The 14,907-nt window shown below is 55.7% G+C and carries 15 protein-coding genes; 11 read left to right on the top strand and 4 right to left on the bottom strand.

The genetic code is table 11. The features are described from left to right. The first annotated feature begins 22 nt into the window (after positions 1-22). Positions 23-550, top strand: a complete 528-nt coding sequence (locus ACIQ39_RS00545; RefSeq protein WP_396432655.1) for an SOUL family heme-binding protein — start codon at positions 23-25, stop codon at positions 548-550. A gap of 7 nt (positions 551-557) precedes the next feature. Beyond that, positions 558-977 carry a dihydroneopterin aldolase gene (locus ACIQ39_RS00550; RefSeq protein ID WP_396432656.1) on the top strand — a complete coding sequence of 140 codons (420 nt, stop codon included), beginning with the start codon at positions 558-560 and terminating at the stop codon, positions 975-977. A gap of 195 nt (positions 978-1,172) precedes the next feature. Here ACIQ39_RS00550 and ACIQ39_RS00555 read toward each other — a convergent pair whose 3' ends face one another. Continuing rightward, entirely contained in the window at positions 1,173-1,532 is a 360-nt protein-coding gene (locus ACIQ39_RS00555; RefSeq protein WP_396432657.1) for a DUF1161 domain-containing protein, read from the bottom strand. 234 nt (positions 1,533-1,766) lie between these two features. Here ACIQ39_RS00555 and ACIQ39_RS00560 point away from each other — a divergent pair, with 234 nt between their 5' ends. Then, positions 1,767-3,440 (top strand): choice-of-anchor I family protein, encoded by a 1,674-nt coding sequence (locus tag ACIQ39_RS00560; protein ID WP_396432658.1) that lies wholly within the window; start codon positions 1,767-1,769, stop codon positions 3,438-3,440. 37 nt (positions 3,441-3,477) lie between these two features. Here ACIQ39_RS00560 and cho read toward each other — a convergent pair whose 3' ends face one another. Continuing rightward, positions 3,478-4,365, bottom strand: a complete 888-nt coding sequence (gene cho, locus ACIQ39_RS00565; RefSeq protein WP_396432659.1) for an excinuclease Cho — start codon at positions 4,363-4,365, stop codon at positions 3,478-3,480. Positions 4,366-4,385: 20 nt separating this feature from the next. Next, positions 4,386-4,817 carry a LexA family protein gene (locus ACIQ39_RS00570; protein ID WP_396432693.1) on the bottom strand — a complete coding sequence of 144 codons (432 nt, stop codon included), beginning with the start codon at positions 4,815-4,817 and terminating at the stop codon, positions 4,386-4,388. 1,112 nt (positions 4,818-5,929) lie between these two features. Here ACIQ39_RS00570 and ACIQ39_RS00575 point away from each other — a divergent pair. Then, a complete protein-coding gene (locus ACIQ39_RS00575) occupies positions 5,930-6,301 on the top strand; it encodes a flagellar protein FlaG (protein ID WP_396432660.1) in 372 nt (123 codons plus the stop codon). A gap of 161 nt (positions 6,302-6,462) precedes the next feature. Beyond that, the gene (locus ACIQ39_RS00580; RefSeq protein ID WP_396432661.1) at positions 6,463-7,296 is read left to right on the top strand and encodes a flagellin; all 834 of its coding nucleotides are present in this window, start codon (positions 6,463-6,465) and stop codon (positions 7,294-7,296) included. A gap of 61 nt (positions 7,297-7,357) precedes the next feature. Here ACIQ39_RS00580 and ACIQ39_RS00585 read toward each other — a convergent pair whose 3' ends face one another. Next, positions 7,358-9,109, bottom strand: a complete 1,752-nt coding sequence (locus tag ACIQ39_RS00585) for a motility associated factor glycosyltransferase family protein (protein WP_396432662.1) — start codon at positions 9,107-9,109, stop codon at positions 7,358-7,360. Between the two features lie 254 nt (positions 9,110-9,363). On the opposite strand from ACIQ39_RS00585, the gene pseB reads away from it, so the two are divergent. From pseB to pseI, 6 genes are read left to right on the top strand one after another with little or no spacing between them, the layout of a single operon-like run. Beyond that, a complete protein-coding gene (gene pseB, locus ACIQ39_RS00590) occupies positions 9,364-10,362 on the top strand; it encodes a UDP-N-acetylglucosamine 4,6-dehydratase (inverting) (protein WP_396432663.1) in 999 nt (332 codons plus the stop codon). A 3-nt stretch (positions 10,363-10,365) separates the two neighbouring features. After that, the gene (pseC, locus tag ACIQ39_RS00595) at positions 10,366-11,526 is read left to right on the top strand and encodes a UDP-4-amino-4,6-dideoxy-N-acetyl-beta-L-altrosamine transaminase (protein ID WP_396432664.1); all 1,161 of its coding nucleotides are present in this window, start codon (positions 10,366-10,368) and stop codon (positions 11,524-11,526) included. Continuing rightward, complete coding sequence (gene pseF / locus ACIQ39_RS00600; protein WP_396432665.1) at positions 11,523-12,215, top strand: pseudaminic acid cytidylyltransferase; 693 nt, start codon at positions 11,523-11,525, stop codon at positions 12,213-12,215. The genes pseC and pseF overlap by 4 nt, the downstream gene beginning before the upstream one ends. Beyond that, positions 12,212-13,321 carry a UDP-2,4-diacetamido-2,4,6-trideoxy-beta-L-altropyranose hydrolase gene (gene pseG / locus ACIQ39_RS00605; RefSeq protein ID WP_396432666.1) on the top strand — a complete coding sequence of 370 codons (1,110 nt, stop codon included), beginning with the start codon at positions 12,212-12,214 and terminating at the stop codon, positions 13,319-13,321. The genes pseF and pseG overlap by 4 nt, the downstream gene beginning before the upstream one ends. Next, the gene (gene pseH, locus ACIQ39_RS00610) at positions 13,314-13,853 is read left to right on the top strand and encodes a UDP-4-amino-4,6-dideoxy-N-acetyl-beta-L-altrosamine N-acetyltransferase (RefSeq protein ID WP_396432667.1); all 540 of its coding nucleotides are present in this window, start codon (positions 13,314-13,316) and stop codon (positions 13,851-13,853) included. The genes pseG and pseH overlap by 8 nt, the downstream gene beginning before the upstream one ends. After that, positions 13,840-14,895, top strand: coding sequence for a pseudaminic acid synthase (gene pseI, locus ACIQ39_RS00615; RefSeq protein ID WP_396432668.1), 1,056 nt, complete (start codon positions 13,840-13,842; stop codon positions 14,893-14,895). The genes pseH and pseI overlap by 14 nt, the downstream gene beginning before the upstream one ends. Positions 14,896-14,907 lie beyond the last annotated feature (12 nt).

Consider the following 14,907-nt stretch of genomic DNA (forward strand, 5'->3'; position numbering starts at 1 on the left):
GTTTCTTTTTAGCGGAGCTGCCATGGCTGTTGAAGAACCCCGTTACACCGTGCTCGTCTCGGAGCCGCCTTTTGAGCTTCGCCGCTACGCTGCGTTCACGGTGGCACAAACCCAAATCAACGGCGATTTTGACGCAGCCAGTCGCAGTGGTTTCAGGCGCATTGCGTCGTACATCTTTGGTGACAACCTGCAAGCCGACTTGGGGGCGCAGCGCAAGATTTCGATGACCGCGCCTGTCACCGTTGTGCCCGAGGACCAAGGCTGGCGCGTGCATTTTGTGATGCCCTCGGCCGAGACCATGCAGACCTTGCCCAAGCCACTCAACCCACAAGTGCAACTGCGCCTGGTGCCCGAGCACGAGACGGTGGCGGTGCGCTTCAGTGGCCTCACCACACAAGCGAGCTTGCAAGAGCAAACCGCGCGCCTGCGCGCTTGGGCCCAGGCGCGACAGTTGAAGCTCAGCCCCAGCGCCCAAATCGCCCGCTACGACGACCCCTTCACCCTGCCGTGGAACCGGCGCAATGAAATCTTGATCGACCTGCTGCCCTGAACGCGCCATGACGCCGCCCAAAACCGACCCGCCCACGACCGGCTGCATTGAGCTGCGTGACTTCAAATTGCTCACCCGCATCGGCACCTACGGCCCCGGCGAAACCGTGCCCGAGCACCATGCGCTGGACTTGACCCTTTGGATCAGCCCCGAACTGGTGCTGATCGCGCAAGACGGCATGGCCCATGTTTTTGACTACGACCCTTTGGTGCTGCAGATCGAGCACTTGGCCGCCGATGGGCATTACGCCACCCAAGAGCGCTTGATGACGCGCATCGTGCAGGCCTGCGCGCAATACCCAGCCATCGAGGCGCTGGAAATCGCTTTGCGCAAATTTCCGGTACGCCCCGACAGCGGCTCTTTGGGTGTGCGATTGCGTCTAGGCCAATCGCAATGGCTGTCAATGCGAAGCGCTCAGACCCCTTGACCAAGCCGGCACGGACTCCGACCGAGCGAAATGAGAAAAGACCCGGATCAATCGACTTTTTTGTCACTGCAGACCCGCTCTTTGTGTCATCCAGGACCCGCGTTTTGGGTCATCCCGAACTCGATCAGGGATCCAGTTTTTTTCCCCGCATTGACCAAGGGCAGCGTCGCACACGGCCGCTCTACCCCGCGTCGCTCAGGGCTTGCAGCGTCCGCTCAAGGACACGGTGCCGTCTCTGCACTCGGTCACGATGTCGCTGCCACTGCCGGACGATGGGCCAGCAGGCTGCGCGGAAGGCCCTAGCGGGCGCAAGCCTTGGGTGTAGATGATTTTTTTGCGCCCTTGCGCGCAACGCCCCACCACTTGGCCCAAGGCAGAGACCTCGGCATCCACCACGGTGAGGGCGAAATGAAGCACCCCGTTGGAGGCGATTTTTTGCTCAATTTGTGCGCGCACAGGCTCGCAGTTGTCGGGCATTTGCGCCATGCCCCCAATGGGCAACAAAACCCCGGCAGATACAAGCAAGCGGCAAAGCAGCATGGTGGTGGCCCTCATCGATGGTCAAGAAACAGAACAGGAGCCGTTTTTTAGCACAATCGCCACTCGCGCTGTGGGCCGGGCCAAAGTGGCAGCCATCCACCCAAGCAGGCGCTGCGCGCACAAAACCCGCCAAGTCAAACTCGGGACGTCAAAGCCGCCAAGTTGACTTGCGGGGGTCGCAGGAATTTCATCAATGTGTCACAAGGCATTTTTAAGCTCGAGAGGTTTTTAACCCACCAGAGACTCCCCATGAAATCCTTGCGCCTTTGCCAAAGTCTGATCGCCACTGCCGTGCTGGCCACCTTAGCCGCTTGTGGCGGCAGCAGCAACAACGATTCCGTTGCTGAAACCACTGCCCAAGCCACTTTGATTGGCCGCTACGCTTACAACGTGTCGGCGGGCATGTCTGAAATCGTGGCCCTGCATGCTGCCAGCAAGTCGGCTTTCATCACGGTCGATACCGCCAATGTGCCTTCGTCGTTTCAGCGCATCAGCTTGCGCAATTTGAGCAGCACCGCACTGGCCAACCCGACCACCGCCAGCAACCTGGAAAGCGGTGCCACCACCTCGGTGGCCGCCCATGTCAATGACGCCAATTTCACAGCCGCTGGCGTGCAAACATTGGCCATCAGCGGCAATTTATTGGCGATTGCTGTCAAAGCCACGCCCAAAACCCAAAACGGCGTGGTGGCTTTTTATACGCTAGACAGCCAAGGCAACGCCAAATTCTTGAAAAAGGTCACAGTGGGCAGCCTGCCCGACGGCATGGCCTTCAGCCCCGATGGCAGCCGACTGGTGGTGGCCAACGAAGGCGAGATTGATGGCGATGAAGACTTTGTGCTGGCGGGTGACAAATCCAATGACCCTCTGGGCACCATCTCCATCATTGCGATCGCCAACGGCACGCCCGCCGACACGGCACAAAGCTTGGATTTCACCGCCTTTGACAACGGCGGTGCGCGCGCCAATGAACGTCCAGCCAATGTGCGCATCGGTATTGCAGGCAACGATTTCTCGCGCGATGCCGAGCCGGAATACGTCAGCATCACCGCCGACGGCAGCAAAGCCTATGTGACGCTGCAAGAAAACAATGCAGTGGCCATCGTGGACCTGGCCAGCGCACGCATCGAGCGCCTCATCGACCTGGGCTTCAAAGACCACGGCTTGGCGCGCAACGCTTTGGCACCGTCTGATCGGGTCAGCGCGACAGCGCCGTTTGCACTCAAGTCTTATGCCAATTTGTTCGGCATTTACATGCCCGACGCGATTGCCAGCTTCAGCATTGGCAATACGCCCTACTTCATCACCGCCAACGAAGGCGATGACCGCGACGACTTCTTGGCCACCTCAGAAACTGGCCGCGTATCTGGCCTGACCTTGGATGCCACCGCATTCCCCAATGCAGCGGCGCTGAAGGAAAATCTGGAGCTGGGCCGCCTGACGGTGATCCGCACCATGGGCTTGAACAGCAACAACCAATACGAAAAACTTTACGCGCTGGGTGGTCGCTCGTTCTCGATCCACAACGCCAGCACCGGTGCGCAGGTCTACGACTCGGGTTCTGACCTGGAAGAGCGTGCTTACGCTACCTTGCCAACCAGCTTGCTGGACAAGGATTCCGTCAAAGGTCGCTTGGACAACAAAGGCCCAGAGCCCGAGAGCGTGGTGGTCGGCCAGATTGGCAGCAAGACTTATGCCTTCGTGGCACTGGAGCGCACCAGCGCCATCTTGGTATACGACGTGAGCAACCCAGCAGCTCCGGTGTTTGTGCAATGGCTGCAAAACACCAGCGACATGGCCGATGGCGACATTTCGCCTGAAGGCCTGGCCTTTGTACCCGCGGCGCAAAGCCCTACAGGCCATCCCTTGCTGCTGGCTGGTCACGAGGTCAGCGGCTCCATGGCGGTTTGGGAAATCAAATAAGCGCACAACAGGGCGACCTGACCACATCGCCCTGTTTTTACAAAATCAAAATTTCTAAGCTGCCTGTGAGCAGCGGACGGCATAAAATTTTGTAGCTGTCGGCGTCGAAACCATCGACCACTTGGCTGGCTCCTGGCTTCGGGGTTCGGCTCAGTTGGCGGGCCGCCTCGGGTGTGGGGGTGCTGCCCAAATAACACCAGTGCTGAACCACGTGGATTTGGGTGAGTTCAGCATCGCGCTCGACCAAACCCACCGCGCCCGGGTAGGGCCAACATTCAACACGCAGCGCCAACAGGCTGGTGAACAGGCGTTCGCGGTGGGCGTCTGGGCTTTCGTCGCCCCGGCACACGCCCGCGCATTGGCCAATGGCGGATCGAAAGCAGGCTTTGCCAAGAGGCAGCTTTTCCAGGCCCAGCGCGCCATAGCAAAGTTTGTGCTGGTCGGCCACGGCCCGCAGCGCGTTCAGGGCCGCATGGCGGCTGGCGTACAGGCCATACAGGTCGGGCTGGGTGGCGAAGGCTATGTCTTTGGCATAAACCACTTGAGGCACATCACCCGCCATTTGCAAGCTGCACAGTTGTTTGTTGCGGCGCAGTTTTTGGTTGAACAGCGGGTGCTGGGCCTTGATCATTTGCGCCTCTAGCAGCAGCGCCCCAAGCTCACCCGCCGTGCGGATGTGGCTGATGCGCTGGGTTTGGCGCAGCATGCGGGCCTCGTTCGGCGTGCGCAGGTGCGAGAGCAGACGGGCGCGGATGTTGATGCTTTTGCCGATGTACAGCGGCAGGTCGCCCTCTTGGCCATGAAAAATGTACACGCCTGCCCCGGTAGGCGCATCTTCGATGGCGCCCCGCAGGTGCTGCGGGTATTCGTAAACGCGCTCGGCCTCGAAGTCGTCGCGGCGGCGGCGTGGGGAAATGCTGGCCATGTCAAACGTGGGAGGGCAGATCAGGTTTGGTGCTGGTGAATGGTCGCGACCACCACGCCCCACACTTGTACGCTTTGCCCGTCTTTGGGCACGATGTCGGGGTAATCTGGGTGGGCCGCCTGCAGGCGGATGCCCCCACCTTGCAGGCGCAGGGTTTTGCAGGTGAAATCGCCATCGATCACGGCCAACACGATTTGCCCGTCAGCCGGGGTGATGGCGCGGTCCACCAGCACGACCGAGCCATCGAGGATGCCCGCATCGCGCATGCTTTCACCGCGCACGCGGATGTAAAACGTGGCCTGCGGGTGTTTGACCAGCTGCTGCATCAGGTCGATGCGCTCGACCTGGTGGTCTTCGGCGGGCGAGGGAAAGCCCGCCGCGATGCTGGCAGGCAATGCCTGCAGCCACCAGTTGGCAGGAGGCAGGGCTCGGGGGGTGTCTAGGGCGTGCATGAGGTCAGCGGTGGCTGCAGGTGGGTCGGTGAATGCGTCAAAGTACTGTTTATATTGCCAGTATACTGACTTGGTCACGCTGACTGCAGTTGCTTGACATTTTTGTTGATTTTCGCCCCGGGCTTTGCCGCTCGGGGCTTTTTTGTGCCCTGCGCTGCCGGATACGCAAGGCCCTGCAGAGGGCTCTGCGGCTGTGGAGCCAGCCAACAGGATGGATTGCCCCCGCCACCGACTGCGCCACCAACTTCACGCCCAAAGCCTTGAACAATTGGGGGCAAACAATTGGGGCAATTGGGGGGGGGAATTGGGGTCTGACCCCAATTTATGACCCCAATTTACACGTGGTGACCTTGCCAGCGTCATTGCGAGCGAAGCGTGGCAATCTGCAATGTCACTGCGAGGCGCTTAGCGACGCGGCAGTCCATGGATCGCTTCGTTCCTCGCGATGACAGGAAAAGGCAATTGGGATCTGACCCCAATTTAGTGACGGGAAAAGCGCGTGGTGACCTTGCCAGCGTCATTGCGAGCGAAGCGTGGCAATCTGCAGCGTCATGGCGAGGCGCTTAGCGACGTGGCAGTCCATGGATCGCTTCGTGCCTCGCGATGACGGGAAAATTCCTCGCGATGACAGACAAATTACCGTCACTGCGAGGCGCTTAGCAACGCGGCAGTCCATGGATCGCTTCGTTCCTCGCGATGACGAGAAAATTCCTGGCGATGACAAAAAAGAACGCGATGACCATTCCAGCGCCATTGCGGGCGAAACGTGGCATCTGCAGCGTCACTTTCAGGGCCCTGGCGCTGGGCCGGGATAACAGCGCCAGAGGCGGTAATCTGAATAAATAGGCCTAGCCATTGCAAACTTGACAAGGCCGAATCAATAAATCACAGGCCGTACCTGAGTCATCGCCAGGCACAAAGTGAATCATTTTTTAGTTATTTCAAAACCGCAATTCACCCCACCGGCAAATACTTGCCGCTTTTTTAACAAATACGCTCAAGTTTTGGCCGCTACTGCCGAATCAGAATCACGATACCCCCATATTGGCCCGCTCAAACAGGGTCATGTGCCCGTTATGTCTGAGGGGGTGGATTGACCCAAGGAACCAACCATGAGCAACGACATCACCCCCAGCAAGCTGCCTCAGGCCCCCGCCGCTTTGACGTCTGCTCAGCCAGCACGCGCAGTTGAAGCCGCTAAGCCCTCACCCGTCGAAGCACCTGAACCGACCCCTGAGGTCAAAGTCGACCCGCGTGAAACCCTCCGCTCCCTAGAAGAGGCCAGCGAACAACTGAACAAGCAAATGTCGCGCAACAACCGCGATCTGAGTTTCAGTGTTGACAATGTGTCGAGCAAAGTGGTGCTCACGGTCACCAACAAGGAAAGCGGCGAAGTCATCCGTCAAATTCCCAGCGAAACCGCGCTGCGCGTTGCCCACAACTTGGACAACGTCAAGGGGTTGATGCAAGACAAAAAGTCTTGAGGGTCAGAGAAATTTTGCACACAGCCCTCAAGCTTTTTGTGCAACTTCCGAATCACTCAGTAACAGAGATTCAATTCAGATTTTCTGTGAAAAACAGGCAGGTCTACTCCCTTCGGGTTCCTGCCAACCTTTTGAAATAAATCTCTTCAAGGAGTTAGACCATGTCAGTTATCAACACCAACGTGAAATCACTGGTTGCTCAAAATGCGGCAACCGTCAACAACCGCTCGATGAGCAAAACCATGGAACAGTTGTCCACTGGCAAGCGCATCAACAACGCATCTGACGATGCCGCTGGCTTGGGCATCAGCAACAAGTTGACCGCACAGGTCCGTGGTCTGAACCAGGCAGTACGCAATGCCAACGACGGCATTTCGATGATCCAAACCGCAGAAGGCGCGACCAAAGAAGTGACCAACATGCTGCAGCGCATGCGTGAATTGGCTGTTCAATCCGCCAACTCCACCAACACCGAGGACGACCGCGCTTCCATTCAACTGGAAGTGACTGAGTTGCAGGCTGAAATTGGTCGCATCGCAACGAACACTCAATGGAACGGCATGAACATCAGTGGTGGTTCCGGCACAACTGCTTTGGCTTCTGCAACGTTCCAAGTAGGTGCCAATGCCGAGCAGGTGATCACCGTGGGCTTCAAAGCCGTAGGCGATCTCAGCGGCGTGGGCTCTTCTTTGACGGCCAGCGTCAGCTCCATCACAGGTGCCAATGCCGCCATCACGGCGATCGACAACGCACTCAAAGGGGTTGACGAATACCGTGCCACTTTGGGCGGCAAGATCAACCGCTTGACTTACGCTGCAGACAACTTGGCCAACGTCTCCATCAACACCGCCGAAAGTCGCAGCCGTATCTTGGACACTGACTACGCTCAGGCCACGACAGAGTTGGCTCGGACTCAAATCATCCAACAAGCGGCCACCGCCATGCTGGCCCAAGCCAACCAGGCACCGCAATCCGTGCTGTCATTGTTGCGTTGATTCAAGCGGTCCACCCCAAGGCCCTCAAGCTGCAAAAAAGCCCCCTCACGGGGGCTTTTTTTCATGCATCAAAATGGACATGCTGCAGTACGTGGCTGTCAAAGCTGCCCTGCTCGCTCAAACGCATGTAATGAAGTTTCACCTGCTCCAACATGGCCAGGCACAAGTAAGCCGACTCTTGCACACCTTGGTAAATTTTCAAATACTTTTCAACCGCACCCGATAAACTCTTTTTCGCAGCGCCAGTGCTTGTTTCATATTTAATTTGGTGCATCTTCACTTGACTAAAAGCATCCACTGCGAATCTTGCATGTTCATCAAAATTCATTATTTCGGTGTTGACAGAATCTATTCGTTTCAGTAACTTGTCATTGGGCTTGACTTTTTTGGCGTTGATCAAGTCCTCACCCTTGCGGGCTAAAGCTAAAAAATTTTCGACTTTGACCATTAAAAGATCAAGTTCAGTTTTCAAAGACTCCACGAATTCAGCATTGAACACATTGTCACGCCACTGGAATCCATTCGATTTTATAAAATTGTTAGCATTCAATTCTTGACATACAACCTCAAATGGAATTTGGAGTGCGCCTTTTATTTGGGCCCCACCTTCCGTTGAATTGATCACCAGTGTTTGCGCATCCCCCGCTATTTTTTCTTCGTACCAAGTCTTGTAAAACAACAATTGCTTTTCTGTTTTGACCTTGTCCCCATAGTAGCCCTCCACCTCAAAACCACCTTCTGATCGGTTTTTCAATACTGAATCGGTGTAGGTTTGCAGGTAGCCATCTGCGTGGTCTTTTCCACCCGTCAAAGCCAGATCTTGTCCGATCAAAATGATGGGGTTGGCACCCAAGATCTTGGCAAAACCAAAAGCTGAGGTGGCCACTGATCCGCCAGTCGTCAAAATGTCCAAACGAACACCGAGACTGGCCAAGAGCTTTTTGACAGATGCGTTGGTGCTGGTAAAAAAATAATTTTTATCATGTGACCACACCAAACGCGGGGCGCAACCGATGTCGACGGCAAAAACGCATTGGTGAGATAGTTCATTGGTTTTCCACGAAGGTTTCGAGCGTGAATCCAGCGCAAACAAAAAGTCGGGTTCAATGCCGTGGTTTTGCAAAATAGGCCAAACAGTATCCACTGCCAAAATGGTGAATAGATGTTGGTACGCTTTCAGCGTTGGCAACTGCTTGTTGAGTGAAGGCCCCGCAGCGACCACCAAGACGGGTTTATTTTTTTGACTTTGACTCACCGTACTCATCGAAACATAGTGATGTGCGAGCGGTGCATTGATGAGTGCATTGCGCAAAAACATATAAGTTGTATTGATCTGAGTTGCCCGATACAAGCTTTTGATATTTATTTTGGCGGCAAGATCTCTATAGAAAATTCGATAATAATCAATGTCATCCTCTATTTTGCAGGACTCAACCAATGGTTGCCATCCAGAGAAACTGTCGATGTCAATGATTTCTGAAAGGCATTTCGATTGCTCGGTGGCCTCGCCACCTGCAATCAATACAAGCCGACCATCCTCAAAATACCGGGTGTAATTTTGAAGATCCATGGAATCAGTCACTTTGTCAATTGCATTCCTGAGGACCACGATCAAAATTGAGCTGAGTGGAAGATCGCTCACTTTTTTAAATAAATCTAAGTCATGCGCCACCCATATTTTATGGGTCGCCGTAAAATCATGGTTTTTGTATGTGATTGGCGTGGCGTGATCGGAACCATTTCGGGTTGCCCGTTTCATTTTCAACAGAGTTTTAAAATTATTTTTATTAACAGTAAATAAATCATCTGCCATGATCACATTTTCTCCACGATTGGATTGTAAAAAATCGATGAAAGTCCGGCTTATTAAAACCCTGACCTTGACCCTCATGGCATGAAGCAAGAACTAGGCCCAACTTGAAAATTGACAGGGCCTGGATCGTCCACAGCAGGCAGTTGACAGGGGCCGGACGGTGGCACGCCTATTGCTTAAACGGTGCAGGTGTCTGCGTGTCAACTTTCAGTCACCTTGAACCCTGTTCCCATTTTTTAGCAAGGCGTGTCTTCATGTTCAACAACTCATCGATTTTGGTCACCGGTGGCACTGGCTCCTTTGGAAACACGTTTGTACCCATGACCTTGGCCAAATACAACCCTCGAAAAATCATCATTTTTTCGCGCGACGAAATGAAACAATGGGAGATGGCTAAAAAATTCCAAGGCGACAGCCGTGTGCGCTTTTTCATTGGCGACGTGCGTGACAAAGACAGGCTCCACCGAGCCCTTGACGGTGTCGATTACGTCGTTCACGCTGCGGCGACCAAAATAGTCCCCACCGCCGAATACAACCCTTTTGAATGCGTCAAAACCAATGTGATGGGTGCCATGAATTTGATCGATGCGTGCATAGACAAAGGCGTCAAACGTGTTGTGGCCTTGTCCACAGACAAGGCCAGCAGCCCCATTAATTTGTATGGCGCGACCAAACTAGCCTCTGACAAGCTGTTCGTCGCCGGAAACTCTTACTCTGGCGGAAAATCGACACGCTTCTCCGTGGTGAGATATGGCAATGTGATGGGCTCAAGAGGTTCGGTTATTCCATTTTTCATGTCCATCAAAGAAAGCGGCGTCATGCCCATCACCGACGAACGCATGACCCGTTTCATGATTTCACTCGAAGAAGGTGTGGAGTTGGTTTGGCATGCTTTTGAAGACATGGTGGGCGGAGAAATTTATGTCAAGAAAATACCTTCCATGAAAGTCACTGACTTGGCCAGGGCGGTTGCACCGCTTGCAACGCAAAAAGTAGTGGGTATCCGGCCCGGAGAAAAACTGCACGAACAAATGATCAGTGCAGAGGATGCTCATTACACCTATGAATACCCGGAGCACTTCAAAATACTGCCCACCATCCACGATTGGTCGACTTGCGCCAAACGCATCAAAACAGGCAAACGCGTCGCAGAAGGTTTTGTCTATGCCAGCGACAACAACCCCGAATGGATGAGCCAAACCCAACTGACTGACTGGCTCACTGCCAACAAAGACAAAATCGGGAGCATTTGAGCCATGATTTCTTATGGCCGTCAGGACATCACCCAAGCGGATATTGACGCCGTCATTGCCGTCCTGAAATCCGACCACCTCACCCAAGGCCCTGCCATCACTCGTTTTGAGCAAAGCGTAGTTGCCCACACGGGTGCCAAACACGCTGTTGCTGTCAGCAACGCCACCGCCGCTTTGCACATAGCGTGCTTGGCCCTCGACCTTGGTCCCGGTGATTGGCTCTGGACCACGCCCAACACCTTTGTGGCTTCAGCCAACTGCGCCTTGTATTGCGGTGCCCAAGTGGATTTTGTCGACACCGACCCGCGCACCTACAACCTGTGCCCCCAAAAGCTGGAGGTCAAACTTATCCAGGCCCAACAAGCCAATAAGCTGCCCAAAGTGATCGTGCCCGTTCACCTGACGGGCCAGCCTTGCGACATGGCGGCCATTCATGCGCTGGGCCAAAAGTACGGTTTCAAGATCATCGAAGACGCCTCGCATGCCATTGGCGGTCAATACAAAGGCGAACCCATTGGCAACGGCCGCTACAGCGACATCACCGTCTTCAGCTTCCACCCTGTCAAGATCATCACCACGGGTGAAGGTGGCATGGCGATCACCAACGACGAGGAGCTGGCCACCCGCTTGGGCCTGCTGCGCAGCCACGGCATCACGCGTGATCCGGACCTCATGACCGAACCCATGCACGGCCCGTGGTACTACCAGCAAGTGGCATTGGGTTACAACTACCGCATGACCGACATGCAAGCCGCTTTAGGCTTAAGCCAGATGTCGCGTCTGGCCGATTACGTCAAACGTCGCCACGACATCGCCAAGCATTACCAAACATTGCTGGCCGAGCTGCCCCTGACCCTGCCTTGGCAACACCCAGACAGCCACAGCGCTTACCACCTCTACGTGGTACGACTGCAGCTGGACAAAATAAGCACCACACACCGCCAAGTGTTTGACGCCCTGCGGGCCAAAGACATCATGGTCAACCTGCACTACATCCCGGTGCACACCCAGCCCTATTACCAAAAAATGGGTTTCAAGCTGGGCGACTTTCCGGACGCCGAGCAGTATTACCGCGAAGCCATCAGCATCCCCATGCACGTCAACTTGAGCGATGGAGATCTGCAATTTGTAGCCAGCAGCCTGCGCGAGGCCATGGGCTTATGAGGCTGGCGGTCATTCCTGCGCGTGGCGGCAGCAAACGCATACCGCGCAAAAACATCAAAGCCTTTGGTGGTCTGCCGATGATCGCGTGGTCCATACGAGCCGCCCTGCAAAGCCAATGTTTCGACCGTATTATCGTCAGCACGGACGACTCAGAAATAGCCCAAGTGGCCCAAGCCCACGGCGCAGAAGTTCCCTTTGTGCGCCCACTTGAACTGTCAGATGATCACACCGGCACCATCCCGGTCATTGCACACGCCACCCAATGGCAAGCCGATCACGGCACGCCGACTACACAAGTCTGCTGCATCTACGCCACCGCGCCGTTTGTGCAAGCACAAGACCTGCAGCGCGGCTTGGAGCTGCTGCAAAGCAGCGGCGCAAACTACGCCTTCAGCGTGACCAGTTACGCCTTCCCCATTCAGCGCGCCGTCCGCATCACACCAGACCAGCGGGTTGAAATGTTTCAGCCTGATCAATTCAGCACACGTTCTCAAGACCTAGAAGAGGCTTGGCACGACGCGGGCCAGTTTTATTGGGGGCAAGCGACAGCATGGTTAGCACAAAAACCAATCTTTACGCAACAAGCTACCGGCGTGCCCCTGCCGCGCCATCGCGTGCAAGACATCGACACGCCCGAAGACTGGACCCGCGCTGAATGGATGTTCAAAGCCCTGCAAGAACAGCCATGAACGCCCTGGCCCAGCCCCACATCGCCTTCCGCACTGACGCATCACTGCAGATAGGCACTGGCCACGTCATGCGCTGCCTGACCCTGGCCGATGCCCTGCGCGCGCGCGGAGCGCAAAGCACTTTCATTTGCCGCCCACACACCGGTCATCTTCTGAACATGATCCGTCAGCGTGGTCACACCGCGACAGCGCTGGCGGCTGCGGACGATGGATTCACAGCGCCAAGCTTCCCAGCACACGCCCAGTGGTTGGGTACAGATTGGGCCAAGGATGCAGAGCAAACGCGACAAGCCCTGGGCGGCCAAGTGGCCGACTGGCTGGTGGTAGACCATTACGCACTGGCACATCAATGGGAACAAGCCCTGCGCCCGCACAGCCGGCGCATCATGGCCATTGACGACCTGGCCGACCGCCCGCACGACTGCGACCTCTTGTTGGACCAAAACCTAGGGCGCCAAGCCCAAGACTATGCTGGGTTGCTCAGCGGAAAGACGCTCACCTTAACCGGTCCGGCATACGCACTGCTAAGGCCTGAGTTTGCCCAATGGCGCGAACACAGCCTGCAAAACCGCAACGAGCCACAGCGCAAAAACCTGCTCATCAGCATGGGCGGCGCAGACCAGCACAACGCTACAGGCACGGTCTTAGACGCAATCAAGAGCAGCAATCTACCCTCTGACCTGCGCATCACCGTGGTCATGGGACCAACCGCCCCTTGGCTGGCGCAGGTGCAAGCCCAAGCGGCGGCCATGCCCCAGTCAACTCAGGTGTTGGACGGCGTGAGCAACATGGCACAACTGATGGCTGAAAGCGATTTGTGCATCGGGGCCGCTGGCAGTAGCGCATGGGAGAGGTGTGCGATGGGCCTGCCGACCGTTGTTTGGATCATGGCCGCCAACCAGCAAAAAGGCGCTTTGGCCTTGCAGGCGCATGGTGCAGCTGTGATTGCGGCCGACAGCAGTCAATTGACGCATCATTTGACAACCCTGCTGGTGGACGATCAAACCTCCCTAAGCTTGCGGAAAATGAGCCATCAAGCCTCCATATTGACCGCCAGCGATGGCACAGCGCAGGTTGTTGAATTACTTTTAGCAAGCCATGACTGACACCTGCTCATTAAAAGCGTTGACCCTGAAAGACCTGTCAATGGTCTTGGCTTGGCGCAATCACCCTGTTGTGCGCAGCCGCATGTTGGCTCAACATGAGATCAGTCTGCAAGAACACAGCAGCTGGTTCGAGCGCGTTCAAAACGACCCCACCCGGCATCAATTCATCGTCTTGAATGGCACTGATCCCTTTGGCTTTGTTCAGTTCAATCCGGTCAACCCAGGCGGTATTGCCGACTGGGGCTTTTACACCCGGCCAGACGCCCCCAAAGGCAGTGGCAAAAAATTAGGCCAAGCGGCTTTGAATCACGCGTTTACAAATTTGGGTTTACACCAAGTTTGCGGACAAGCACTGATAAACAACGCCGCATCCATCGCCTTTCATCAACGCCTAGGTTTCACACAAGAAGCGCGCTTGCGCGAGCACCAGTGCGCTGATGGCTCCTGCCACACGCTGATGCGCTTTGGCTTGCTGGCCCATGACTGGCAGAACCACCAATCTTCATCGAAAGCATCACATGCCCCAAATTGAAATCGCCGGTCGCCCCATTGGGCCAGACCATCCCCCCTATGTCATTGCCGAGGTTTCTGCCAACCACAACGGCAAACTCGCAACCGCCATGCGCATCATCGAAGAAGCCCAAAAGGCCGGGGCCGATGCAGCCAAGCTGCAAACTTACAAGCCCGACACGATCACCCTCAACTGCGACAGCGAAGACTTCAAGATTCGCGGCGGCCTTTGGGATGGTCGAACCCTGTATGAACTGTACGAAGAAGCTCACATGCCCTGGGAGTGGCACAAGCCACTGTTTGAGCATGCCCGCAAAGTCGGTATCACCCTGTTCAGCTCACCGTTCGATAACACCGCCATTGACCTGCTGGAAGACCTCAACGCACCGGCTTACAAGATCGCATCGTTTGAAGCAGTGGACCTGCCGCTGATCAAATACGCCGCCAGCACGGGCAAGCCCATGATCATCTCTACCGGCATGGCCGACGCCGAAGAGATCCAAGAAGCCATTGACGCCGCTCGCGAAGGCGGCTGCAAGCAACTTGCTGTGTTGCACTGCGTGAGCGGCTATCCCGCCCCAGCAGAAGACTACAACCTTCGTACGATTCCCGACATGATTCAGCGCTTTGGCTTGGTCACGGGTCTGTCGGACCACACCCTGGACAACACCACTGCCATCACCAGCGTGGCCATGGGTGCCAGCATCATTGAAAAACACTTCACACTCGACCGCAGCGGCGGCGGGCCAGACGACAGCTTTTCGCTGGAGCCCGCAGAATTGGCCGCACTGTGCCAGGGTGCCCAAACCGCTTGGTCGGCATTGGGGCGGGTCGACTATGGCCGCAAGTCAAGTGAACTTGGCAATGCCAAATTTCGCAGATCACTTTATTTCACGCGCGATTTGCCCGCCGGCTCCATCCTTCAATCCCATGACATTCGCAGCGTGCGCCCCGGCTTTGGCTTGCCTCCAAAGTTCATGGAACACATGCTTGGCCGCCCACTGAACCGTGATGTGAAAAGCGCCACCCCTGTTTTAGCGAGCGACATGATGGGTCGCGCATAAAAATATTTTTTT

Origin of the sequence: Limnohabitans sp. (genome assembly GCF_044361645.1) — a bacterium.
Lineage (GTDB): Bacteria > Pseudomonadota > Gammaproteobacteria > Burkholderiales > Burkholderiaceae_C > Limnohabitans_A.